This is a genomic window from Candidatus Melainabacteria bacterium (assembly GCA_003963305.1).
Taxonomy (GTDB): Bacteria; Cyanobacteriota; Vampirovibrionia; order Obscuribacterales; family Obscuribacteraceae; genus PALSA-1081.
Genome location: RXJR01000020.1, coordinates 1 through 21,265 on the forward strand (window position 1 = coordinate 1; position 21,265 = coordinate 21,265).

Here is a 21,265-nt window from a genome sequence, read left to right on the forward strand (position 1 = left end):
CATTCTCACGATCATGACCACTCGCACGATCACGGACATTCTCACGATCATGACCACTCGCACGATCACGGACATTCTCACGATCATGACCACTCGCACAATCACTCACGCGGTCAGGAACAAAAGTCCAAAGTGGTCAGCCTCGAGGAGCAAATTCTCGCTAAAAATGACAAGCTTGCCGAGCGGAATCGTGGATGGTTTGAAGGTGCAAACGTTCTTGCGCTCAATCTAGTCGCATCACCGGGAGCAGGAAAGACGACGCTGCTCGAACGGACCATAAAAGATCTGAAAAACGACATTACTATATCTGTGATTGAAGGCGATCAAGCAACGCTAAATGATGCGCGAAGAATTCAGAGCACAGGTGCAAAAGTCGTACAAATCAATACCGGTGCTGGTTGCCACCTTGATGCGGAGATGCTTGCCCTCGGCTTGAAACAGTTGGCACCCGAACGTGACTCACTACTGTTCATCGAAAATGTAGGAAACCTCGTCTGCCCGGCCCTCTTCGACCTGGGCGAGAAATGCAAGGTTGCAGTCCTATCCATTACAGAAGGCGAGGACAAACCAGTCAAGTATCCGCATATGTTTCAGGCAGCAGAGGTATTGCTGCTAAATAAAATGGACCTTTTGCCATACCTGACTTTTGACATTGATGCGTGTAAGAAATTTGCTCTATCAGTAAATCCTCACATCAAGATCTTCGAAGTGTCAGCTACCCGAGGCGATGGTCTCGAAGCCTGGTACGAGTGGTTGAAATCACATCGAAGTTAATCTGAGCAGAGTGCAAGGCGCCGTCGACTCTACTCAGAGACTGCTAGACGTTCAGTCGGCTGGTCCTGCTTAACGAGCTAAGCTAGACCGCATGCGGTCGTCGTGGGTCTTGCTCAATCTTGCGCATCTGCTCCTTCTCAGCCTCAGTTGGCTCCTCTCCAGCATAGCCAGTCCATGTGCCAGTTTCCGGATCGACACCCAGACGAGGCTCGTTGCGAATACCCATAGCCTCATTCGCCCGTTTCTTGAATTGTGCTTGCCATGCCTGTCTCTCCAGATCGCTCATCGAACCCCAGTTATCCGGCAACCGCTCTGAGTACTCTTGCCTTCCATTTCCAAAATTAGAAAGAGACCCCTTAGGTTGATCGCCCGCTCCGGAAGCCATGTTATCCGCATGCGACTGCAGATCGTCGGTTCCTCCGGCCAGTTTCGAACCAGACCCACGATTGTCTCGAGGTCTATCGTTTGCTTTGCCGCGAGACCCTGATTGTTTCTCGTCATCGCCAGCAAAATTCTGCTCACGAGAGCGTCCTCCCTTCGCGGCCGCACCAGATGCTCTATCTCCATATATAGAATTATGATCGAAGTTCAACGCAGCTACTTTGCCAGAACCATCACGATCGACAGAACCCTCATGACTCGCTGCGAATGTCTTCGCAAGCACACCAGAATTTCGACCGTAATCAAAGACCTGGTCGCGCGCCGCTGAAATGTGATCATTACTGGGTAAGTGCACATCATGCCTGACGTCAGTTTTAAAATCGGATTGCGCATGGCTCATAGTAAAAACTCCCTTTGGAGATACAACACCAGCAGAAAAAAATTTCGCAAGCTTGCACGTCACTCGGCTAACTATCATGGCGTGCACCGGCAGCGATGCTGGTATTTCTGAGACTAAATTCAGATGCGTCAAATTCTCATAAAATGCATACCTGCACAAATCCGATTCAACACCATTCAATAATTAGTACGTCAAAAATCAATCGTCGCCGTTTTACGCCTATTTGATCGACGAAAGTTATCTTGTTAAACGTTGGTGTCTAAGGATTTTTCGCGCCATGACAGAAATGATTACTAATACAAATTCAGCGCCTGCATCAGATCATGAAGCAAAGGCTCTATTGGTCCGACTGGCAATCGAATCCAGATATAGAAGCCCGAACGGTGGCTATGTTTCGACATTGAACAAAACAGCTGCGGAAATCGATGTTGGTGCAGGATCGGACTCTCCAGCAACGCGCTAAACAAGTAGTCTACGGACTGATCATTCCAATTTGTAACCTGCACGTCGTCAAAGGCTCGCATTTGACGAGAATTTTATGCCTCACATTAGATCATCTAGGGGTGCTGGTTCACGGTGCAGTGCATTCTCTACGCCCAGTGTAGATGCCTGTGTCGAATCGAGAAGATTTGGAATGATCACGACAACAAACGTTCCAGAAATGATGTCTGCTGTAAAATCCCGACTGGCGAGAGGGTTTTCGGCTCAAGATATTCTGCTTGAAGAACTGGCCCCTCGCGGTATCAGTCGCATCACGACATTTGAAGACGACGAAATCTTCCCTGGTGAATCAGCACGCTTTGCCGCTAACGATAGAAGTTACGATTTCACAATAAGTTTGACCGAAGACGGATTAGCTTTGATTCGGTCACACGTAAAGGGATTTTTCCTACACGGCGGTGAAGCTGCAAATCTGGGTCGCTTCGGATATGACAGCCTGAGCCGCTTTGAACAACTAAGACGAATTGTTCCGCTGAGGGTTGGTCGAGATCTGCCACTCGGTGTAAAAGGGGATTGGATCTTCAAACCGCTTCCGAATCATTCAATCGTTCCATTGAATATCGAGAGAGTTCCTTCACCACATGAGGTGATTCAACTCAATGTAAGCCAGACGCTGCTGTACACTGTTCGAGAGCTAACCAGACAATCCGGCATGCTTTCGAGCAAACACCTTGGATGGTACGTCAAATTTACAGAAGCGCTTAATGTGCTTACAAGCTAGAATACAAACGCACATTTAACCGCATATAGTGGCACACACTAGGCGACTCTTGGCATAAACCTTGCATAGTAAGAATCACTCTCGCCTGAGTCAGCACAATCAGGCGAGAGCCACTCAAACTACAAGTTGTGCGCACCGCTTCCAGAGGAATATGATTCGCCGAAATCCGAACAACTTCCTGGCGACCTCAAGATTACGTAAGTAACAAATCCATATACGATTGCAGCTCCGATTATAAATGTCATAAACCCACCTCAATTCTGACAAGCGCACTAAGACTGCGCTTGCTTGTGTGTTGCATTTTTGTTTCCTTTAGTCTCTTTGCAACTACCGTAATGAAGTGTGTATTAAACAGGCATAAAATCACTCCACAGAAAATGGAACCAAATGCGGTTAATACGACTTAGGCCCATCAGATTCCCATCGCACTCAAACGAAACTCGGAGCAATCCACCTTAAGCCTTTAGATCGTTCAATTTTTTTGCGTGTTTGAAGAGCTCGTTGCATTCATCAGCCAACACACCACCAATGATGGTGCATTTGCCATATCGTGACGCATTCACAACCGTCTGAGCCCTTATGTTTATCTGGCCAAAATCACAAGTCTGCAAAAACGGAATCGAGCTGCCGTAGACAACAAGCGGCATCTTCGTCCAAACAATCGCCGACTGACACATAGGACACGATTCACCAGTAGTGTACAAACACATGTCTTGCCAGTTGAACGATTTGTCGCCGTCCGGGCAATTTCGAATAGCCGTCATCTCACCATGCCAGATCGGGTTCTTTTCGACTTGCACCCACCCCTCCGCCACGACCTTTTTTGTCTTGATGTTCACAACTACTGATCCAAAGGGACATTCGGGTACCTTCTTAGCTTGTTCGATTGCAAGGCGCATAAAATGATCGTGGTCTAGCTCGGGAAATTTCCTCGCGTTAGCAGCTTCTACCTTTATATGCGAGTAGCATGAAGCGAAAGCAGCTGCTGCTGAAAAAATGGCATTGCGACGGGTAATTTTCCATTCTGTCATCGACTGAACCTCTAGGAACCGTTTTCTATTTACCCACTCGAGAATATTTCTGCTAATTCGTAGTTGAGTTGTCCGAACAGTTTTCCTTCTGATCAATTCGTCCGCACGTTTTTTATACGGATTTTATGAGGGGTCTTGCAACATTACTATGAAGCTTCAGATTGAGATTTCTCCAGGGAAATACACCTCGACTGAACCCAGGCAACTAGACGGAGTACAGCATCAGTGACACGTGAAGTTGGATCTTCTGAAGGAAGAGATACAGTCCATCACCGTTCGCATATTTCACACGGTGACGGACATCATGCCATGCATAGAGAAGCCGTAGCTGCCCTCTCCAGTCCTGGCGAATCTTACAAGTCAGCTGATGCAGGCGCATCAGATGGGGGCGGTGCAGCTCTGCATCCCTTTGCCATTTCGGACAGAAGACGCAAGTCCAGTCACCCTGCCGGCGCAGGTGCCGGTGCTGGCGCTGCCACCGAGACTGCCAGCGAATCTAGAGGCAGAGTAGAAGATCCGCGATACAACCTGCCCGACCTGAAAATATCCGGATTCATTCCAGCCAGAGACGCAACAAACAGCGTCAGTTCACTAATTGAACGCGGCGTCTTCCATGATGCAAGACCAGCCGAAACACATCAAGGGCAAACCGAAACATATCAAAGAACAGCGGCCCCAGAAAGATTTGCCGCAGATACGTCAAGAATGCGCGATGCCGGAAGCGGTGACACACGAGCCAAACAGCCTGAAATCGTAGTGCAATATGGCGACGCACAAGGTCAGAATGGAAGCGGACAACAGTCACCAGATTTCGTCATTCGCAAAGATGGAACAATTGAGGTCCACCGCGACTTCGAAGCTAATCCACACGGCAACATTGTCGTACAAATGGAACGCAGCGAAGGACAGGTCGACCCGAGACAGAATCCAGAATATGCCAGGCAAATGCAAGCTCAAGCCGACTTGCTGAAATATCTCCAGGGACGAATCCATAGTGCATATCCAGAAGCTAGAACAGACGGTGTCGCACTTCATGATGAACAGAACCTGGTTCCTGAGTCAGTACAAAAATCGATCGGTGCGCGTAAGACTGATTCCCTTGGAAAAGATTTTTCGCCAGAAACACAGCACGCTGTGGAAAATCTCGGTCGATTCAAAGGCGCAGGTCACGGCAGCATAAGTCGGCACGCAGCGGACGGATACTTCCCTCAGCGCGAAGTTCCTATTCAAAAGGGTGAAACCAACTCAGCAGCTGCTTTCAAAGACACAGTTGCCGCTCTGTTTCAAGCCGATAAGGATCATCCTTATGAGACTATACGCCGCACCAGTGACGGTGGCCACGCCGTTGGTCGATATGGTCTGACAAAGCACCACATATCCAATTGGCTCGCAGGTCTAAACCTTGGCGAGCCGCCCGATCCAGCTAAAATCGCCGAGTTGATCAAGCAAGGCAAATTGCCGGAAGGATTTACGGCCGAGTCGGTGCAGAGACTACAAAATCTGGCCAATAGACTTGGTGACGGAAACAGCAATATCACCGCAGACGAACTGAAAAGCGAACTGCCGAAAGAACTGCAAGAAAGAATCGCAACTGGTCTCAGCAAACAGTATGCGGAAGAATCTCACGGCGATTCTGGAACAGCTGCGCTGGCATGGCTCAAGGGCAAACGCGTCGGTGAGCTTACTCAAGAAGAACAGAATGACCCGTCCGGAATGCAAATCAAAGATGCCGCGCAGAAAGCCTACAGTTTGGCGACCGCACGACAAATGTCTCAAGCTGGAGACCGCATCGAATTCAAAGACGGCGGTGATGGATCGCCTCTGGGAATTCAAATCGCCAGTCGAGCGCAGCATGTTGCTGAATCTATGGGAAGCGTTGGATACTGCAAACGCGGCGTAAGACAAGCACTCGAACCATTTGGAATTCATCTGCAAGGTTCATATGCAAAAGATTCAGCCGAGCAGTTAGCGCGCAACCCACGAGTGCAGGAGATCTCGACAAGCGACCTTCGCCCGGGAGATGTACTTGTTCACCAACCAGCAGGATACGGTCGAACCATCGGCCAACGGTATGCCGGTCACATTGCCGTTTATCTCGGTAAAGGACAGGAAGCGAGCGATCACGTGCAACATCTGATCAAGGGTCAGGGTTATGGTGGCACACGAGCGTTCAGAATCGTGAGCTAGTCTCAAGCAAGCGAAAACGTAGGGTACAAGGCAAACTGGGCGCATCCGAGAAGAAAGAAACAATCAATGACACATACAGATCGACCAGAAAATTCCGAAACAAGGTCGAGTGAAAGTACCCCATCGTCCCTCTGGAAATCAGCATACGAACACAAGGAGGCAATTGGTCTTGGTGCGGCTGCCGTGGCGGCAACAGCGTTGCATCTGAAACGAAAAGGCACAGAAGTGTTAGTTGTAGAAGCGGCACCCTTTATGGGTAAAGCAATGCGCGATTCGCTAGAGTCAGCCGGTCATAAAGTAACATGGATCACGGAGATTAATACACTCAAACCGCTGGTCGGAATTACTGAAGGGAAAGAGAAATTACTACTAAACCCGCGGCGTTTCGGGACTGCTTTTATAGACCCAAACCACGTCTCACCCGACTCTGTCGACTTCGAGCACGTGGCACCATTCTTCCAGAAAGAAAGAATAAGAACAATTGGAACGAGCGCAATGTCAGCCGTTAACAAAGACATGCTGGCGAGCGGATTTGATCTGGCCGGCAACAAGACAGCAGTGTTGACGTCGATAGTCGGGCGCCGACTCGATCTACAACAAATCGGAAGAGCACCGGCAGAAGCACAATCCATTTTATCGAATTTGGAAACTAGAATAAATTCGCAAGAGCTTGCAGATGCACGTTCTCAGGCTAGAAAGCTGATCGCGAAATATGCAGTGCAATAATTTTGACTTCAGCAGAATTGAAGATTTTAATTGAATATTAAATGATCAACTGAGAACCATATGTGGTGTCAAAAAAGTTCGTCGTGCGGATAGATATACTCGAACGAACGAAACGACACACACATGCACGGTGTGAAAACCTGCATGCTCAGAGGGCAAGCGAATGAGTCGAAGATTTGATCATACACCACACATACAAATCGAAAATACAGCAAATCACTTCACTCGAAGTGGTTTTTCTGATCAATCCAGCGTTAACGAATCGAATTTTAAAAGTTCGGGATTGCAAGCATTTGATGCAGTCGATCTGAATCGCGACGGACTATTACAAAAGCGAGAACTAGAGAATGCTGTTAATTACAATGTGGTAAATGGTGTAGAAAGAAAAGCCGTTCAAGTGATGCTAGACAACTTTGATGTAGTCGATTGCCTGTCCGGCGATCTCCCGCTCGACAAAAAACACAAAGATGGAATCAGCAAATCTGATTTGGAAGGTTTCGACAAGATTCGATCTGGCGAAAGCAGTTTTTTGAGCAGTTATGCTAAGAGCAACATTAAGGAAGCGGCTTATTATACATCCTACGTTGCAGGTGTTCTGTCGCCACTAGAGGCAATCGGGCTCACAGCTTTGCAAAGGGGCGCATCACACTCGGTTTTGGCCCTGGAAGTCGCTGGATGTGTTGGCGGCGCGACGCTTCTCGGTATGGCAGGAGCAGCAGGATACAGTTATTACAAATACAAGCATGAACAGAGTCCAAAAGTCGCTTCTTTCCTGAATGAACTCAATGCAAGCAGCGAATTGCGTTCACGCTTGTAGACTAACCTGCCGTCCAGGGGTTGGTCGTCTGCACACCCAGTGATTCGAATGAAGCGCAATCCCGCGTTGCGACTACGAAGCCATGAACACTAGCGACGGCAGCGATTGTTGCAACAGCATTCGTGACGTCTGTGCCTCCAGATTTCGCAGCATTCAGCAATGAACAGTAGGAGAGCGCTGCGAGATGGTCGAAAGGCAAAATTCTCGATGAGAACAGCCGATCAATCAACAAATCAAGGGCAGAACGAATCTGATTCTTTCTTTTGCCATCGGCTATTTCGTTCACGCCCATCAACAATTCAGAAAGACTTGTTGCGGTCAAGTACAAAGTTTCGGCCGATTGTCTATCGAGCCATTCGATCAGCGCCGGATCTCGTCCAGGCGTGAGCGCTTCTGCAACAACACATGTGTCTAGAATAATCACTTGATGTTCGTTCCATCTTGTGAATCGTGTTCGTGCTTACTTGCATCGCGCAGAATACTCGAGGCATCGGTGAAATTAGGTAAGAGCGAAGTTTTTAGATCATCGAGTTTGTATCTGTCTCCAAATGCTGCAAGAACAGAACCAACTTTCATCCTGTCTTGAGGTCGCACTGCTGATTCCAAAATTGCTCGCACTTCTGCTTCGGTGCTACGCCCATTTTGAGCTGCACGGACCCTTAACGCCTGATGAGTTTCCTCAGGCAGATTTCTAACGGTTATCGTTCCCAAATTCACCTCTGAAGTAGCTCAATTTGGTAGCAATGCTATCAAATTATATCCAATGCTAGCAAGTGGATGTAGAGGTCGAATGGGTTTAGAGTGGGTACGTACCTTCCAGGAGAGATTTTTGCAGTTCAGATTACCCAAGCCAACCCGCGATGAGTAGAACACGGAAACTAATAGACCAGTCTACTACAAAGCCGAAAAAAATTACAAGAACACCACATACGGCGAAATGCCGCATATGGTGTTCTTGGTGCCCCGAACTTAGGGCATTATCGATGGAACTTGGTTCTGCCTAACTGCGGCATAAGAATCAGTGGAACTCCCAGATGGTAATAACGCCGCGCAGAACTTGAATTTCTTTCGGCGCCCAACGAATGATCGCGGATTGCGTCAACAAGACCGCGAGCCCAAACAAAACTCCGCCAGTAGAAGTGGCCAGTGAGACGATGAACGAGCACCAGAGCATTCGCCTGACCAGATCGATGAACCGATCATAATCGCTCATTTTTGGCGTCTCGTTGACATCGCAATAAAGTCGCCGGATACGCGACAAGGAATCAACCGCCCACGTGAGGAGGAACAGGGCCGGGACCACCTCACCGGAACCAAAATAAATGGTGATTGCGAAACAGACTAGCGTGATCTCCAGCTGAATATTGGCGTATGCCACTCTATCCACGTGGTGAAAGTTAGTCCAGAGAGGAGTTTTGTATTTGGACATAGAGATCTCCTGATTTTCCTTCGAGGACCTGGAGTTGTATCAACCGACCACAGGCACTTCGATCGCCTGTGGCTTCCCGCGAAAGCCTCGATCAGTTCTTTCCGAGAAATGACTGAATGATGGCGCCGACCAAAAACGCCCCGGCGAAAGTCGAGACTTGCGAAAGAACGACAAGAGCAGTGGTTCCCGCAAGAATCAGATGAAAGATCGACACCGAGAGCGCCCCCAGAACGACAACGACCGCGGCCAGAATGATCAACAGAAGACCAGCAGTGCCGGCGGAAGGTCCTTTACCGTTGAGTGACGATAGAGTCAGCCAGCCAGCAACGAGACCAAAGAGCAGCGCCAGCATCGGCGAAGAGAGAACATCAGCCATGTTAGACACCCCATGTTATTTCTGTCAGGAAAACCGCAACTTATAGCTTCGGCGACCACAGGCAATCGATACCGCCTGTGGTTCTTCTCCGATTCGATTAGAATCGATCATTCACGACTTGAAGCCGCGAACGTAGAACTCGCGCTCCAGCGACAACAGGCAGTAAGAGATCACGACGGTATCGGTGCAGAAGAGGGCGAGCTTGAAAATCAGCACCTCCCACTCCGGCACCCGTGGCACAATGACTGGTCCGCTGAAAACGAGAAGAGCCGCAATGGCAGCGAGAAGGATAAAGAAGGTGACGATACCAGCAAAAACTCTCATTTCTTATACTCCTGTCTTGGTCAGGAACCATTTCCTGACCAGCATTGACGTACTTCGATGTCCCCAGGCAGCGGTGATACCGCCCCTGGGGCATTGTTAACGAGGCTGGTCAGGCAGCCATCAGAACGTAATCTTCACGACCATTACGCGATGAAGAACGATTCCTGATCGTAACCACCCGGCCAGCTTCGCGGAAGAATTGGGCCAGGTAACTCGCCACGACAGCGCTCGGACGCACTCCCAAGATTTCGCTGCCGCAGTCGTCGTGGCTTTTCCAAACCTCGGACCCCGTCATCGTTAGCACGATCACAGAGCCTTTCCTGCGCGAGTCGAGAAGTTTCTGACTGACGTCCGCAATGATGCGATCGACCAGTTCCCGCTCGGCCGAAAGCTGGGTTTGGCGCGCAAAAGCCGCGGCTTCTGCCTGCGCCGACTCAATCTGGCGGAGGTCCTCACGCTGACTCGCAGACAGGCTCTCAAACTTACGCTTGAGCTCCCGCGCGGCTCTTTTGTGGATAGCAAACATTCGATTTCTCCCGGAAACGAGTTGATTAACTACGCGGCGACAGATGAGACTCCGGCACCCAAACGTGATGACCCGCAGCGAAGCCGAAGACATATCCTGCCTCCGGGGGCATCAGCTCGCTGGGAGGATCGAGTTCGACGAACTCTTCACCTATTTCCAAGTTGAAATTCATCCGCTCAAGAGCGGCGGCTTCATAGGGATGCATCGTGAATTTGATGATCTGGCGTTTCATGGTATTTCACTCCATTGATCGTTCGTTGGCGCGGGCGCACCATTGCGTCCACACCTGTGTTCACGGTCGTAGCGTCAATCCAGTGATTAATGCAGCATTAACGACCGTCTTCGATCACCTCGGTGCTGTATATGCTGCTCCAAGCGTGATTCTTCTGGTTAATAATAGAAACCTGCAGCGAAGAGGCCGAAGGCAACTATTAAACAGACCAGCATGAAAACTTGTTCGTTGGAGATTTCAACCTCGGGGCGACGACACGCTGGTTTGTCGAAACACGCATCGCTAAACCTCGAATCATAGAAGTCTTGACCCGAACCTTTGAGCGGAACAAAGAGCTCGGAATACAAATAAATGCCGTTGGCGACGCCGCCGGTGCAAGCTCTGTAAATGCGAATCTTCGGCTCAAATCCGAGGTCTTTGAGCCTTTCGATCAGATCGACCAGCCAGCCTCTCGGCTCGGTTTTCCACGACGGCAGGTAATAACATTCGCGGTGAAAGCCGAAGACTTCGTTATAGGAATCCTTCGGAATTTGGAAGCTGACGCTATGGTAGTGGCTCATTTGCTCCATTAACCCGGGCAGCATGAAGAGCAGATCAGCCCACCACGCAGTGTTCTCGTTAATCGAGTCGACATTCGCGCTGGCATGATGCACGTTAGACATGAAAGTAGCTCCGTTTCTACGTTGTCGGCGATAGCACCAAATATAGTGCTATCGCCGGACAGATATGACATCAGCTTGCAGAGTTACCCGCAAGCAGAGCCGAGACATAGCCCTTGGCGTCAACGAATACCGGTTCGTAGACAACATCAAGCCAACCATTTTCGACCGCTTCCTCCGCTGAGAAGATGTGGTCGAATCCGTCGCTGATCTTCTTCGCCAACTTTCGAGCAGCCTTTTTCGGCTTCGCTGCCCGAGAGCATAGAATCTGAGTGAACTCCTTCTGATTGCGTTCAATCGAATGCTGCGCTCGTTTTAGGTCAGCCGCGCTCTGCGGTCCCTTCATGTCCCACCTCACACAGTGGTACATCAGGGCCGCGCGAGGCAACCCAATTCGAACGTCTGCGCACTGGATAAACCAGAGCGCACAACTTTGAGCTTTGACGACGATGAAGACGAAGCGCACGCTGTACATCGCCCGAATCAGCAAAATGCTGTTGTAGGCTTTCCGGCAGTCATCGACACCACCTCCCTCGCTGCTGAAGATCACCGACAATTCGGAGTTCGGATGCTGCTTAGCGAACTCCTCCAGGACGACGATCTTCGACTGACAGCCGGTCATCAGGCCAGTCCACTCAAAGACGAACTTTCCATTCACGACCTGCACTTGAGGAACAGGTTCGCTCGTTTGGTCCGGAGGAACAGTTGTTCCGTTTTGATCCTGCGTCATTTGTGCTGCTTTCTTTGGTCGGATCGGCTATGCAGCCAAATCCGAAAGCTGCTGTGAGGTGACTTACGAGGTGCGCAGCCTCAGGCTGCGACCTTCTTCGGGTTACGCACAGATAGCCAATGGATGGCAATCTGCGCCGTTCTGGCTGCTCCGAACTGCGCCTTCTCCCACCTTTTGGCAGACTGGGCAGCAAGAGCAGATTCATAAGTCGCGGGCTTCTTTGCGCATTCCGCGATTTTAGCTTCTGCGATTTGATGTGCCCTGAGCATGGCGGCCAACCAATGGCTCTCGCTCAAAGCAAGCCCCATCAACACAGCCTCTTCGAGTTCCTGACGAATCACCGACTGAACGGTCCCTTCGTCATTGGCGGAGACCATCTCCCTTTCGAGGAACAGCGAAAATGCAGCCTCAAGAGTGGAGATTGCGGCGTCCATTGCCAATTTATTTGCATCCGGACCTTCCGCAGCCACAAACATCGGCCACGCTCGCTTCGATTGCAGTTCAAGGATACTGACGACATTCATCTTTACCTCCTGTATTTCAGACGACAATGAATGATTCCCTTGAATGGAATGCCGAGAGATTTCTCGACCTTCCTGAATAAGCACGATAAAGATGCTTATTCAGCAAAGTCGCCTTTGAACTGAGATGCTGGCGAGTTAACTCGCCAGCATCTTTTTCATTCGCACACCAAGATTGTCTATTACGAAAAGCTCAAGAAAGAATGAGCCTTTCGTATGCTCTTAAAATTTCAAGAGAAAAAACTTACTAGGATCAATTGTTGCAGTAGCTCTGCCCGCAGGAGAGATAGTTTTCGACCTGTTCAGTCATATAACCGGCTTCGCGAAGTGTTGGCAGAGCAGCATGAATATTGCCATCGTCCAACAGATGATCCGCCTGTTTGATTGTTACTTGAACAAAGTGCACCATTTTGTGAGCCTCAATGTTCTCTGGATACTTGCTTGTTTTGTCGAGTGCCTGAACGTAACGACTGAAGACCAGCTGCCGATAGCTCCAGACGATATCGTTGTTATCGGCTTCCAACTTGGTCTGATTGGACGCAAGATCGACAATGGCGATGATGCAACCAAGAACGGCGGCAACAAGCACCGCGAGCGTAACAGCAAGAGCGTTCTGAGACTGTGTCATTTTTGCAGTCCTCGGTTGTGCGATGACGGCTAGCCATCGACTTTGGTTGAAGATGTGTTGAGCGCAACAGGTAACTTGATGACGAGATTTGAACACATAGATGGAACATTCAAAAGCAGCAGGAGAACACAAAGATGCTCTCCTGCTGCTATAGGCGTTAGCACACGAAGGAAGCCAATCGCTAATCTCGATCGTAAAATGCAAAGGCGCCACCAAGTAAGTAGCCACCAATGATAAGACTGATGAACGAGACCGGTTCCGCTAGATCCGGCCAGAACTTTTGAAATATCAGATTCTCCACGACCCCAAGCACCAGCACGACAACGGCCGTGATTCCCAGCCTCAATCCCCCAGACAGTCCAATGTGACTCGTCTTGTCGATGAAGTCCTGGTTCATTCCCATGCAGGCGTAGTCGAACGCTCCCACGACAAAACCAATTCCAAACAGGGCGCAGGTGGCAAAGTCGAACTCCATGGCTTTACTCCGAGTTTTATCAGGGAACTAGTTGCTGACTTTCAATTCAGAAAAGCGCAGCTAGGTCCCTCGAGAAGAATTCAGTCAGAGCAGACTGAGTTTGTCGACCATCAGTCGCCAAAATTCACGCCCGCGGAGATCTTGTCCACCACCTGCTGCTGCAGGTCGAGGATGGGTCCGAACGCGAACGCCGTGAGCGCACTCAGGCACACCGCAGGGACGACCAAACCGAGGCGCGACAGTTCGTCAGACTGATCGAGCCAGGTCTGGCGCGCCGCTTGAGTCAGCGCAAAAGTGACGATGAGAGCGTGCATAACCTTCTCCACACTTGTGTGATGGTTCCAGGATGGAACCCGGTTTCAGCTTCAGAGCAGCAGCAAGAATGCTTCTGCCCCGCAAGTTTATGTGGTGGCAACTAAGTCGCCACCACCTTACTCCACAACGACGCTACCCGACCACCGGAGATTTTTCGGAATTACGCCGAACTGGTTGTGTTTTGTTTAGACGTTGACGAAAACGCCCCAGTTGAGAGGACGCCCCTGGAAGCCGCCGCACGGCACGAACTCGAACTCATAACCATTGCCGCGCAGCCAATCGAGAACCCAGTGCGCATGCTCCGGCATTTTTTCTTCGAGCGGCGCCTGACCGAGGATCCTCTGCTTGAGCGTCCGGGGGCAGAGTTTCCATTCGACAACGAGAGCGTTCACTTGGGTCTCCCTGTTGCCGCTTTCGAAGCGCGGGGAATTGGCGCTTCTTGCATGTGCGGCAGCCAACAACGCCTTGAAGTGGGAGACGGCGGCCGACAAAAACTGGTCTTTCGGCGCCTGCACTTCAACGCGCGTCCGGTCTCCGAGATGCACGATGCGATACTTCAAGTCCGGCTGTTCGTTCAGCCACTCGATGGCCAGCCGATACTGCAGGGGCATTTCTTCGAAGAGCGGCACGGCGCGCAAAAGTCGATCGGCCCACGAGAGAGTCTCGCACGCCGACCAGTGGCAAACCAGCACGGTTTCCCACGGTTTGATCAGACGCACGCACCACTCACGGGTGTTTTCCACCTTCTCCGCCAGGTTGGCGAGGTAAGCGGCGCGGTCGAAGGTCAGATCCGCGTTCTCGGAAGAGATGTAGATCATCACGATTCTCCAAAGTTCCTGTTACGAGAAAAAGCAAGTGGCAATTGCTCGCCACTCACATTGTCTAGAACATGCCGAACGAACTACTGGGCAGATGCCGATCGTACATTCCGAACAGTTCTCACCTGGCTTCGAGTTGAGCATTCAGCCACTCTTGCCCAACTTTGCAATCACTGCGATAGTCACAGCCCTCACAGTGAGAGCCTGGCTTCACAAGGAAATGCTTGCGTTCCCACGATGCATCGATGTCTCTGATATAACCTTCGATGCCCGCAAGACGCTCCTTTTGCACAGGATTCAGTTCCGGCTTGATTGTGTCCAGCACCCATTCCGGGCGACTCAGCTGGCTGCCGTCCGGAGCGCGTAGGTAGACCAGCCTGGTCTTCACGTTTCCGTTGAAGGTCAGACCCCAGAACTTTTCCCAGGCCCTGGAGCGTCGAACCACCAGCCCCATCATGAACGGCACCAGATGGGCGAACCGATGACGATGACGACCGGTTTTGGTGTCGTCTACCCCGACGAACGTGCTGCGCCCGTCATTCACGACCCTCAGCTGGTCCGGTTTAACCACCCAGAATGTCCTGGTCCGTTCGTCAAAGTGAAAGAACGCCTTCGGCTCCTTGATAATGGGGTGAGTGATTTGAGGAGCTTCTCGCCTCGCAGCGCGAGTCGCCACCTTGACCATCGATCTGGCCGTTATCACGGCCTTCTCAATCTCCTCTTTGGGAATACGCGGCGCAACTACTTTAGCAGACGCCTCCGAGACCGCCATCGAAACGGCAGTCGCTACGCTCTCACGTTTCAGCGGAGCTGTGGCTATCTGCTTGTGCACCACGGCTCCAACCACCCGGGTCACTGGAGCAGCGGTCAAAGGCAAATCGCCTTCTGCGTGGCGTAGATACTCGGCAGGACAGTCGATATACTCAAGCAGCTGATACGGAGCAATGCTCCTGTTCCAGGGAGCGGTGATAGAGGCTATGTAGTTTCCGCCTCCTTTCACCACAATTTCCCTGTGCCGACGCCTTGCCTGACCTCGGTCCTGGCGCGACGGCTTGCGAGTGGGGTCGATATGATCCACGTGAACTCTCCATGTTTGGAGGTTGAAGATAAAGCCGCTTATGCGTTGCGGTACCACCATCCGCTCAGGAACGTGAAGAGCGCTGCCAGCGGCATGATGAGCAGCGACGGTAGTCCCATCACAGCACTCAGCGACGCGCCGATCAACGCACAAATCGCACCCACACAAGCGCCAGCGAAGAAGCCAAAGCACAAATCCGCGCAGATCCACTGCGCGAAAGTGAAAGCTCCGACCGCTTCGATCGCCATGGCAGTGACAGTCAAGCCGGAATGATTGGACTTGAGCCCCACGACTTCCGTGATAAGAAGTATGAGTCCAAGCCCGATTATACAAGCCGACTGCAGCCAATTTTCCTGACGTGTCTTCATGACGTCATTCCTTTCGTTTCTCTGCAAAATGGCTAGGCGCCATTGCGTTTCTACTGCTGATTACCTCACACGCATTTCGTACTCCGGCGGTCCCCAGGAACGCATCTCCTTGGAGACCTTAACCACCCGACCGGCCGACTGGAAGAATTTCTCCACGTAGCTGGCAGCGATTGCCTCCACGGCAACGTGGATAAAGTCATCACTGTCAGTCCGGACTTCGGATGGTGCCAAGATCATCGCGAACACATATCCGTCATCAAGCCTCGTCTTAAGCCTGTGACTGGTCTCCTCGATGATGCGTTCAACTCGCGGCATCGCCGCCGAAAGCTGAGCGTCGCGCGCAGCTTTCACCGCCGCGGCTTGAGCCTGCTCCATTTTTCTACGATCCTCGCGTTCAGCATCGAAGTTCTTCGCGAGGTTCTGTTGCTCGAGTATCTGCGCAAGCGCACGCGCAGCCGATTCATGATTGCTGCTAAGCATTTCCATGTTCTCCAGTTAACTGCATGACGATTGGTTTATAGTCAGACGTTACCGACCAACTGGCTGAGCTCAGCCAGCACACAATCCGGATTGTGAGTCATCGCCGGATCATCGATGGCACGGCGCTCGTACGCGCTGCCGCGCACATTCATGCGCGACTTGCAGCACGGGCACTCGTAGTAATCGGGCTCGCCGAATCCAGTCAGATGCGGTTCCAAACCCAATGCATGCGAAGCAAACGCCGTGCGCAAGCGATCGACGAGTTGTCGAGTTTTCGGCTCGACAACCATGATTACAGCCACGTCAACACCAGCAGCCTCGGCGACTTTCTTCGGATCTTCGAACATTTTGATTCCTTAGTGTTCTGACCTGTGACACCTGTGACAATTCGATCGATTCAACGCTGCCGGCAAGACGGCACGGTAACGCGAACCCTCTTGCCGCCGCGCGGACGCGAACCCTGCCGATCGACGTTGAGGTCGAACAGCAGAGTGTCAAACGTCAGACAGACAACCCAGACAGAGAGCGCCAGAATCAGCGACGACTCGAACATGGGCAACCATCCGTCGAATTCCAGCACAGCGGATTTGCGCCCGATATGCTGCACCTGAGCCAGAGCCAGTGCGCTGATGAAGAACGGTGCCAAAACGCTCTTCGCCTCCATTTTGAAGTCGAAGAAAAATTTGCCGTTGCTGATCTGACTCACCACCCAGAGCACAAGCGCGACCTCAACGAGATCGCCGAGGGTGGCAATGAACAGCATAAAGCCGAATCTTGCCGCAGAGAGGATGTCCCCGGAAAAGACAACACCGGGGACCATGGGCAGCACGAAGTAGCTGACCAGAGTCAACGTTGCGATTCTTCGCAGAGAACTATTAATGAGTTCCGACATTTTAGTCTCCTGATTTAGAGTGTTTTGGAAGATTCCATCGAGCCGCAAGAAGCATCACCTCACCTCTCGATGAGGTCTTTGAAATGCTCCAGCAGGTTCTCCGACCTTCCTGAATACGCACAAGACATGCGCATTCAGCAAAGTTGGCGAAAGCCAGACTCGAATCGGAACCAGAGTCAGATGAGAGTGAAGTCGGCTGTGAAGCCGACTTCTTTGTTGGGTCAGGTCAGTGCGGCTCACCATGCAGCAGACATGGTCACACCGGTGGTGAAACTAATCCCATCGTCTGAGTAGACGACGGTTTCGAAACACACATTTCCGGCTCGGTCCGTTCCCTCCATCTGGAGATCAATCGGGCCAAGCTCTCCGAGTTCTCGCTTCAGGAAGCCAAACAGAGGCTCTGAAATCGAGCTTCGCTCGGCGTAAGCGCAAACTTTCTCGAATTTCAGCGAAGAGCCGCACGCGGCGTTATCGCTGTCATCCGTGTGAACCCAGATGCCATCAATGATGACACTGAGTTTGCCACGCGGCGACCTGACAGGGCTGCGGGCAATCACGATCTGAATCGATTTTCCTCTCGCCCCGGTGAACCGAGCGAAGACCTCGGAACAACCAAGAATCGACTCGTCGATCAGATGTCTGGCCGCTGCTTCGAGCCACAACGACGCTTTTGTTCTTTCCGTCATGACTGTTCACCTCCTCTCGAAAGTGCCCGCCCTGGAATTGAGGCGAAGCGAGGTCTGACAGCCAGCTGATGCCGGCTGTCAGTTTCTTTGTAGTCGCGCTGTTAACTGAACATATCAGTTTTACGCCAGACGAGCGGCGAGCGCAGCCTGCAGCTTGTCACCAATGGCGGTGCCAGGCGCGGTCAAGTGCGGTTGGGTATTACCGCCCTTTCTCTTGTCCTTGCCGCCATTCTTTCCGGTTTTGCCCTGACCGGGCTTGCCTCCTTTACCCTTGCCGCGACGGTCCTGCTCATTGCCGGCCTTCGAATGCACCGTATACCCGGGCGCATTGGTCTTCTCACCGAAGGTCCAAACGCGAGGGGGCCGGTTCTTCGATTGCTTCGGATGAGCGGGACCACGCATGGAAAGATCGACCTTCGGCATGCTCGCTCCTGTCTTCTCGTCCACTCGCCGGAACTTGTGCGCAACCCGCACATGCACCTGGTCGCCGATCTTGAAAACACGGCGCTGGCGCGTTCCTTTCACGAACGGCACCTGGTTGCACCGCAGAACACCGGCAAGCTCGGTCCCGACCTTGACGAAATACAGAAACCGAGGCTCCTGACCATCTTTTCCGGGATGGGTGAGAATGTTCACGACAGTGCCGTCGACATCCTGCCCTTCAGAGAGCCACTCGTAATCTCGCTCGATCGCCGCCAGAGTCTCCTTTCGAGTTGTGGCGGTCTTGGTGATGTTCCCCTCGTAAGCCTTGAGGAGTTCATCCAGCGGAACACTAATCCGCATCGAGACGAAGCAGGTGTTCTTCTGTCGACTGGTCGAAACTACCTTAACCCACTCGACAGTTCCTTTCGCAGGCACCGAGCCGATATCGAAACTGCTGGGCAGCTCGCTTTGCGGCAGGAAGCAACGCACCCCATTGTAAAAGCCCAGCAGACCAGGCTGACCGACGACCCGTTTGAAGGTCACTTGAAAGCGCCGCTCCGCAGCAGCGAAGCCGCGCAGTTCCTCCCATGCCTTCGAACGAGGTCCCTTCTTGTCACCGAGCGACTTCTTCGTTTCGGTGACAGGCGTGACCGTGCCCTCGTCGGCTGGCGCAGCCTGAGCCATCACCTCCTCGAGCGCACCGCAGGAGTGCTCGGTCTCGGTGAAGAGCAGAGGACTGCGAACCGGGGGTCCGTCCTCAGGAACAGGATCGACCACGTTGGTGCAACCGAGGAAACACGTCTTCGCATCCTCAATCGCCGCCGCCAAACCAGGACTCATCTCATCCGCCGGACCGTCCACCAGATACTGGGCCGCAACGGGATCGAGCCCACCAGCCAGAGGGTTGGTGACCCCGAGCACGAACGTATGCGACTCCGAAGCGCTGACGTGCGCGCCAACGAACCTGGAGAGCTCTTCGCCCTGCCCCTCGGCGTCAACCGCATCCGAGGGAATCTCCACGCCGAACATCATGTGAGTGAAATCGTTGACCGGCATCTGACCGAGGTCGAGTCCATGACCAGGGTAGGTGATAAGAGCGACCGTACCAGGGTCTCGGTGGTTGATTTGCATGTTCCGCTCCCGTTCCTGAAGTTCGCGGTACTTCTGCCCAGCCGTCTCTTTCTTGCTCAGGGCGAGCTGCAGCGCGTCCTTCTCCTGGGACACGATGTCCACAGTGAGCGTGTCGCCCTTCTTGGGGTTAACGTCACCGAATGCGGCGGTTGGCAGAAAGCCCCGACGACCGTCCGCGAGTTTGACAACGACGCCCGCCTTCTTCTTCGAAGAGACAGTGCCGGTGATGTTGTTGAGATTGATCATGTTCATCGTCCTTGATTGAGCGCATCAGCGCTTGCCTGTTGCGATACCGGTGCTGGTGGCACCGTATTTACTTTTTCGCCAGGGTCGTGACCCGGGCGATCTGGCAAACGACAAAGCATGCTTCGTCGCATATCTGACCTCTCACTTGACCGGACGGATTTCTCCGTCTGTGTGAAGAGCCTCGAATCGGTTTCACCGCCGCCGCACACCCTGGAAACGTTCGGACGGAAAAGAGCCAACCGCCGGGAGCGTGGGAGTGTTGTTAACGAGACTGCGGACCCTGAGGTTGTTGAAGAACTTCCGCACAGCCGGGCTCGGGCCGCGAGGAATACGCCGAAGCGCGCTGAACATCAGGTCGTACTCGTCGAAGAGAACGAGAGGGTTCTGCATTCGTTCGGAGAGCTGTCGCGCAGCTGACCGACACTGCGCAAACCTGGCTGAGAAGGCGTTACACCCGAAACGCGAATCCCACTGAAGACCGCCCACAGTGATTTCCGGAGCGACAGTTTTCTGCTTGGTCATCGTCATGTTCCTTGATTGAGCGCATCAGCGCTTGCATGTTGCGATACCGGTGCTGGTGGCACCGTAATCACCTGTTTCGCCCGGGTCGTAACCCGGACGATCTGGCAGCAGGCGAACAGTTATTCGCCTTCCGGCGCCGAAACAGCCCACGTCAGATCGACCTTGGGTTTCGACTTGCCGGTTTTCTGGTCGACCTTCGCGTACTTGCGGTGCACGCGCACGTCGAACTTTTCGCCCTTCGCGAGCGTGCGACGAGTCTTGCTGCCGTCCACGAAGGGAAGATCTTGCTCGCGAATGGCGCCGACGAGATGCTCTCCGATCTTGACGAAGTAGAGCAGATTCGCCTTGCCACGCTTCGGTTTCAGCTTGATCGAATGAAGCACGGTGCCGCTGACGGTGGCGCCCTCCTTGAGCCGGCCGAATTCCGCCAGCGCCGCCTTCTCGGACGCAGCCTGCTTGTCCAGACCGCGTTTACGCTTGACAGCGAGAGCCTGCCGCTCAGCAGCTTCCTGCTGGAGCTGCTCGATGGTCGCCGACAGGCGCGTGGTGACAAGCGCACTGCGCAGCTTGCGACTGGTCTTCACGACCTTGACCGAGAGCTCGTAGACCTCCTGGTCGGCGGTGCCGGCGATCTCGCTTTTGGCCAGATAGCACGGAATGCCCCGGAATCGCGCCATCAGCCAACCGGCGCTTTCGGCCGGTTTGAACTTGAGACTGACGGACTGCTCGGCTTCGAGCAGAACGCGCAGGGCTTGCCAGGCAACGCTACGCTTCGAGGGCTTCGTTTGCACGGGAGTGGTGGCATCGATAGTCATGCTTGCTTTCCCTTTCTCTAACTGAGCACAATGCTCTCCATGTTTTGGCACCG

At 52.5% G+C, this 21,265-nt stretch carries 30 protein-coding genes and 1 pseudogene; 6 read left to right on the forward strand and 25 right to left on the reverse strand.

Going from position 1 to position 21,265, the window contains the following annotated elements; translation table 11 throughout:
- Nucleotides 1-774, forward strand: a 774-nt coding sequence (gene hypB, locus EKK48_18915; protein RTL39122.1) for a hydrogenase accessory protein HypB, incomplete at its 5' end; no start/stop codon positions are given.
- 82 nt (nucleotides 775-856) lie between these two features.
- Here the strand turns inward: hypB and EKK48_18920 are convergent.
- Nucleotides 857-1,555 (reverse strand): hypothetical protein, encoded by a 699-nt coding sequence (locus tag EKK48_18920; protein RTL39123.1) that lies wholly within the window; start codon nucleotides 1,553-1,555, stop codon nucleotides 857-859.
- A 277-nt stretch (nucleotides 1,556-1,832) separates the two neighbouring features.
- On the opposite strand from EKK48_18920, the gene EKK48_18925 reads away from it, so the two are divergent.
- Together EKK48_18925 and EKK48_18930 are read left to right on the forward strand one after the other, a co-directional pair.
- On the forward strand, nucleotides 1,833-2,018 hold the full coding sequence (locus EKK48_18925; GenBank protein RTL39124.1) for a hypothetical protein: 186 nt from the start codon (nucleotides 1,833-1,835) through the stop codon (nucleotides 2,016-2,018).
- A gap of 171 nt (nucleotides 2,019-2,189) precedes the next feature.
- Nucleotides 2,190-2,777, forward strand: coding sequence for a hypothetical protein (locus EKK48_18930; GenBank protein RTL39125.1), 588 nt, complete (start codon nucleotides 2,190-2,192; stop codon nucleotides 2,775-2,777).
- 455 nt (nucleotides 2,778-3,232) lie between these two features.
- On the opposite strand, the gene EKK48_18935 is transcribed toward EKK48_18930, so the two are convergent.
- A complete protein-coding gene (locus EKK48_18935) occupies nucleotides 3,233-3,808 on the reverse strand; it encodes a nucleoside deaminase (protein RTL39126.1) in 576 nt (191 codons plus the stop codon).
- Between the two features lie 225 nt (nucleotides 3,809-4,033).
- Here EKK48_18935 and EKK48_18940 point away from each other — a divergent pair, with 225 nt between their 5' ends.
- The 3 genes from EKK48_18940 to EKK48_18950 all read left to right on the forward strand — a co-directional run bounded on the left by EKK48_18940 (nucleotide 4,034) and on the right by EKK48_18950 (nucleotide 7,538).
- Nucleotides 4,034-5,995, forward strand: a complete 1,962-nt coding sequence (locus EKK48_18940) for a hypothetical protein (GenBank protein RTL39127.1) — start codon at nucleotides 4,034-4,036, stop codon at nucleotides 5,993-5,995.
- Nucleotides 5,996-6,061: 66 nt separating this feature from the next.
- Nucleotides 6,062-6,721, forward strand: coding sequence for a hypothetical protein (locus EKK48_18945; protein RTL39128.1), 660 nt, complete (start codon nucleotides 6,062-6,064; stop codon nucleotides 6,719-6,721).
- A gap of 163 nt (nucleotides 6,722-6,884) precedes the next feature.
- Nucleotides 6,885-7,538, forward strand: a complete 654-nt coding sequence (locus EKK48_18950; protein ID RTL39129.1) for a hypothetical protein — start codon at nucleotides 6,885-6,887, stop codon at nucleotides 7,536-7,538.
- Between the two features lies 1 nt (nucleotide 7,539).
- Here the strand turns inward: EKK48_18950 and EKK48_18955 are convergent, their stop codons facing one another.
- The 23 genes and pseudogenes from EKK48_18955 to EKK48_19065 all read right to left on the reverse strand — a co-directional run bounded on the left by EKK48_18955 (nucleotide 7,540) and on the right by EKK48_19065 (nucleotide 21,212).
- Entirely contained in the window at nucleotides 7,540-7,962 is a 423-nt protein-coding gene (locus EKK48_18955; GenBank protein ID RTL39130.1) for a type II toxin-antitoxin system VapC family toxin, read from the reverse strand.
- 128 nt (nucleotides 7,963-8,090) lie between these two features.
- A pseudogene (locus tag EKK48_18960) lies at nucleotides 8,091-8,249 on the reverse strand (Arc family DNA-binding protein).
- Nucleotides 8,250-8,556: 307 nt separating this feature from the next.
- Nucleotides 8,557-8,967: a hypothetical protein gene (locus tag EKK48_18965; protein ID RTL39131.1), complete on the reverse strand. Its 411-nt coding sequence runs from the start codon at nucleotides 8,965-8,967 to the stop codon at nucleotides 8,557-8,559.
- A gap of 91 nt (nucleotides 8,968-9,058) precedes the next feature.
- Nucleotides 9,059-9,343, reverse strand: coding sequence for a hypothetical protein (locus EKK48_18970; GenBank protein RTL39132.1), 285 nt, complete (start codon nucleotides 9,341-9,343; stop codon nucleotides 9,059-9,061).
- 111 nt (nucleotides 9,344-9,454) lie between these two features.
- Entirely contained in the window at nucleotides 9,455-9,667 is a 213-nt protein-coding gene (locus tag EKK48_18975) for a hypothetical protein (protein ID RTL39133.1), read from the reverse strand.
- 109 nt (nucleotides 9,668-9,776) lie between these two features.
- Complete coding sequence (locus EKK48_18980) at nucleotides 9,777-10,193, reverse strand: hypothetical protein (GenBank protein ID RTL39134.1); 417 nt, start codon at nucleotides 10,191-10,193, stop codon at nucleotides 9,777-9,779.
- A 25-nt stretch (nucleotides 10,194-10,218) separates the two neighbouring features.
- Nucleotides 10,219-10,425 carry a hypothetical protein gene (locus EKK48_18985; GenBank protein ID RTL39135.1) on the reverse strand — a complete coding sequence of 69 codons (207 nt, stop codon included), beginning with the start codon at nucleotides 10,423-10,425 and terminating at the stop codon, nucleotides 10,219-10,221.
- Between the two features lie 158 nt (nucleotides 10,426-10,583).
- Complete coding sequence (locus tag EKK48_18990; GenBank protein RTL39136.1) at nucleotides 10,584-11,087, reverse strand: hypothetical protein; 504 nt, start codon at nucleotides 11,085-11,087, stop codon at nucleotides 10,584-10,586.
- Nucleotides 11,088-11,157: 70 nt separating this feature from the next.
- Entirely contained in the window at nucleotides 11,158-11,814 is a 657-nt protein-coding gene (locus tag EKK48_18995) for a hypothetical protein (protein RTL39137.1), read from the reverse strand.
- An 80-nt stretch (nucleotides 11,815-11,894) separates the two neighbouring features.
- On the reverse strand, nucleotides 11,895-12,338 hold the full coding sequence (locus tag EKK48_19000; GenBank protein RTL39138.1) for a hypothetical protein: 444 nt from the start codon (nucleotides 12,336-12,338) through the stop codon (nucleotides 11,895-11,897).
- A 250-nt stretch (nucleotides 12,339-12,588) separates the two neighbouring features.
- The gene (locus tag EKK48_19005) at nucleotides 12,589-12,963 is read right to left on the reverse strand and encodes a hypothetical protein (protein ID RTL39139.1); all 375 of its coding nucleotides are present in this window, start codon (nucleotides 12,961-12,963) and stop codon (nucleotides 12,589-12,591) included.
- 181 nt (nucleotides 12,964-13,144) lie between these two features.
- The gene (locus EKK48_19010; protein RTL39140.1) at nucleotides 13,145-13,438 is read right to left on the reverse strand and encodes a hypothetical protein; all 294 of its coding nucleotides are present in this window, start codon (nucleotides 13,436-13,438) and stop codon (nucleotides 13,145-13,147) included.
- Between the two features lie 110 nt (nucleotides 13,439-13,548).
- Nucleotides 13,549-13,752, reverse strand: a complete 204-nt coding sequence (locus EKK48_19015) for a hypothetical protein (GenBank protein ID RTL39141.1) — start codon at nucleotides 13,750-13,752, stop codon at nucleotides 13,549-13,551.
- A 186-nt stretch (nucleotides 13,753-13,938) separates the two neighbouring features.
- A complete protein-coding gene (locus EKK48_19020) occupies nucleotides 13,939-14,574 on the reverse strand; it encodes a hypothetical protein (GenBank protein RTL39142.1) in 636 nt (211 codons plus the stop codon).
- A 118-nt stretch (nucleotides 14,575-14,692) separates the two neighbouring features.
- On the reverse strand, nucleotides 14,693-15,709 hold the full coding sequence (locus EKK48_19025) for a hypothetical protein (protein ID RTL39143.1): 1,017 nt from the start codon (nucleotides 15,707-15,709) through the stop codon (nucleotides 14,693-14,695).
- Entirely contained in the window at nucleotides 15,688-16,017 is a 330-nt protein-coding gene (locus tag EKK48_19030) for a hypothetical protein (protein RTL39144.1), read from the reverse strand. Before EKK48_19030 ends, EKK48_19025 begins: the two co-directional genes overlap by 22 nt.
- Nucleotides 16,018-16,077: 60 nt before the next feature.
- Nucleotides 16,078-16,503, reverse strand: coding sequence for a hypothetical protein (locus EKK48_19035; GenBank protein ID RTL39145.1), 426 nt, complete (start codon nucleotides 16,501-16,503; stop codon nucleotides 16,078-16,080).
- A 35-nt stretch (nucleotides 16,504-16,538) separates the two neighbouring features.
- A complete protein-coding gene (locus EKK48_19040) occupies nucleotides 16,539-16,844 on the reverse strand; it encodes a hypothetical protein (GenBank protein RTL39146.1) in 306 nt (101 codons plus the stop codon).
- A 50-nt stretch (nucleotides 16,845-16,894) separates the two neighbouring features.
- Nucleotides 16,895-17,389, reverse strand: coding sequence for a hypothetical protein (locus EKK48_19045; GenBank protein ID RTL39147.1), 495 nt, complete (start codon nucleotides 17,387-17,389; stop codon nucleotides 16,895-16,897).
- Nucleotides 17,390-17,625: 236 nt separating this feature from the next.
- Nucleotides 17,626-18,075 carry a hypothetical protein gene (locus tag EKK48_19050; protein ID RTL39148.1) on the reverse strand — a complete coding sequence of 150 codons (450 nt, stop codon included), beginning with the start codon at nucleotides 18,073-18,075 and terminating at the stop codon, nucleotides 17,626-17,628.
- A 120-nt stretch (nucleotides 18,076-18,195) separates the two neighbouring features.
- Entirely contained in the window at nucleotides 18,196-19,875 is a 1,680-nt protein-coding gene (locus tag EKK48_19055) for a hypothetical protein (protein RTL39149.1), read from the reverse strand.
- A gap of 192 nt (nucleotides 19,876-20,067) precedes the next feature.
- On the reverse strand, nucleotides 20,068-20,397 hold the full coding sequence (locus tag EKK48_19060) for a hypothetical protein (GenBank protein ID RTL39150.1): 330 nt from the start codon (nucleotides 20,395-20,397) through the stop codon (nucleotides 20,068-20,070).
- A gap of 119 nt (nucleotides 20,398-20,516) precedes the next feature.
- A complete protein-coding gene (locus tag EKK48_19065) occupies nucleotides 20,517-21,212 on the reverse strand; it encodes a hypothetical protein (GenBank protein ID RTL39151.1) in 696 nt (231 codons plus the stop codon).
- Between the last annotated feature and the right edge of the window lie 53 nt (nucleotides 21,213-21,265).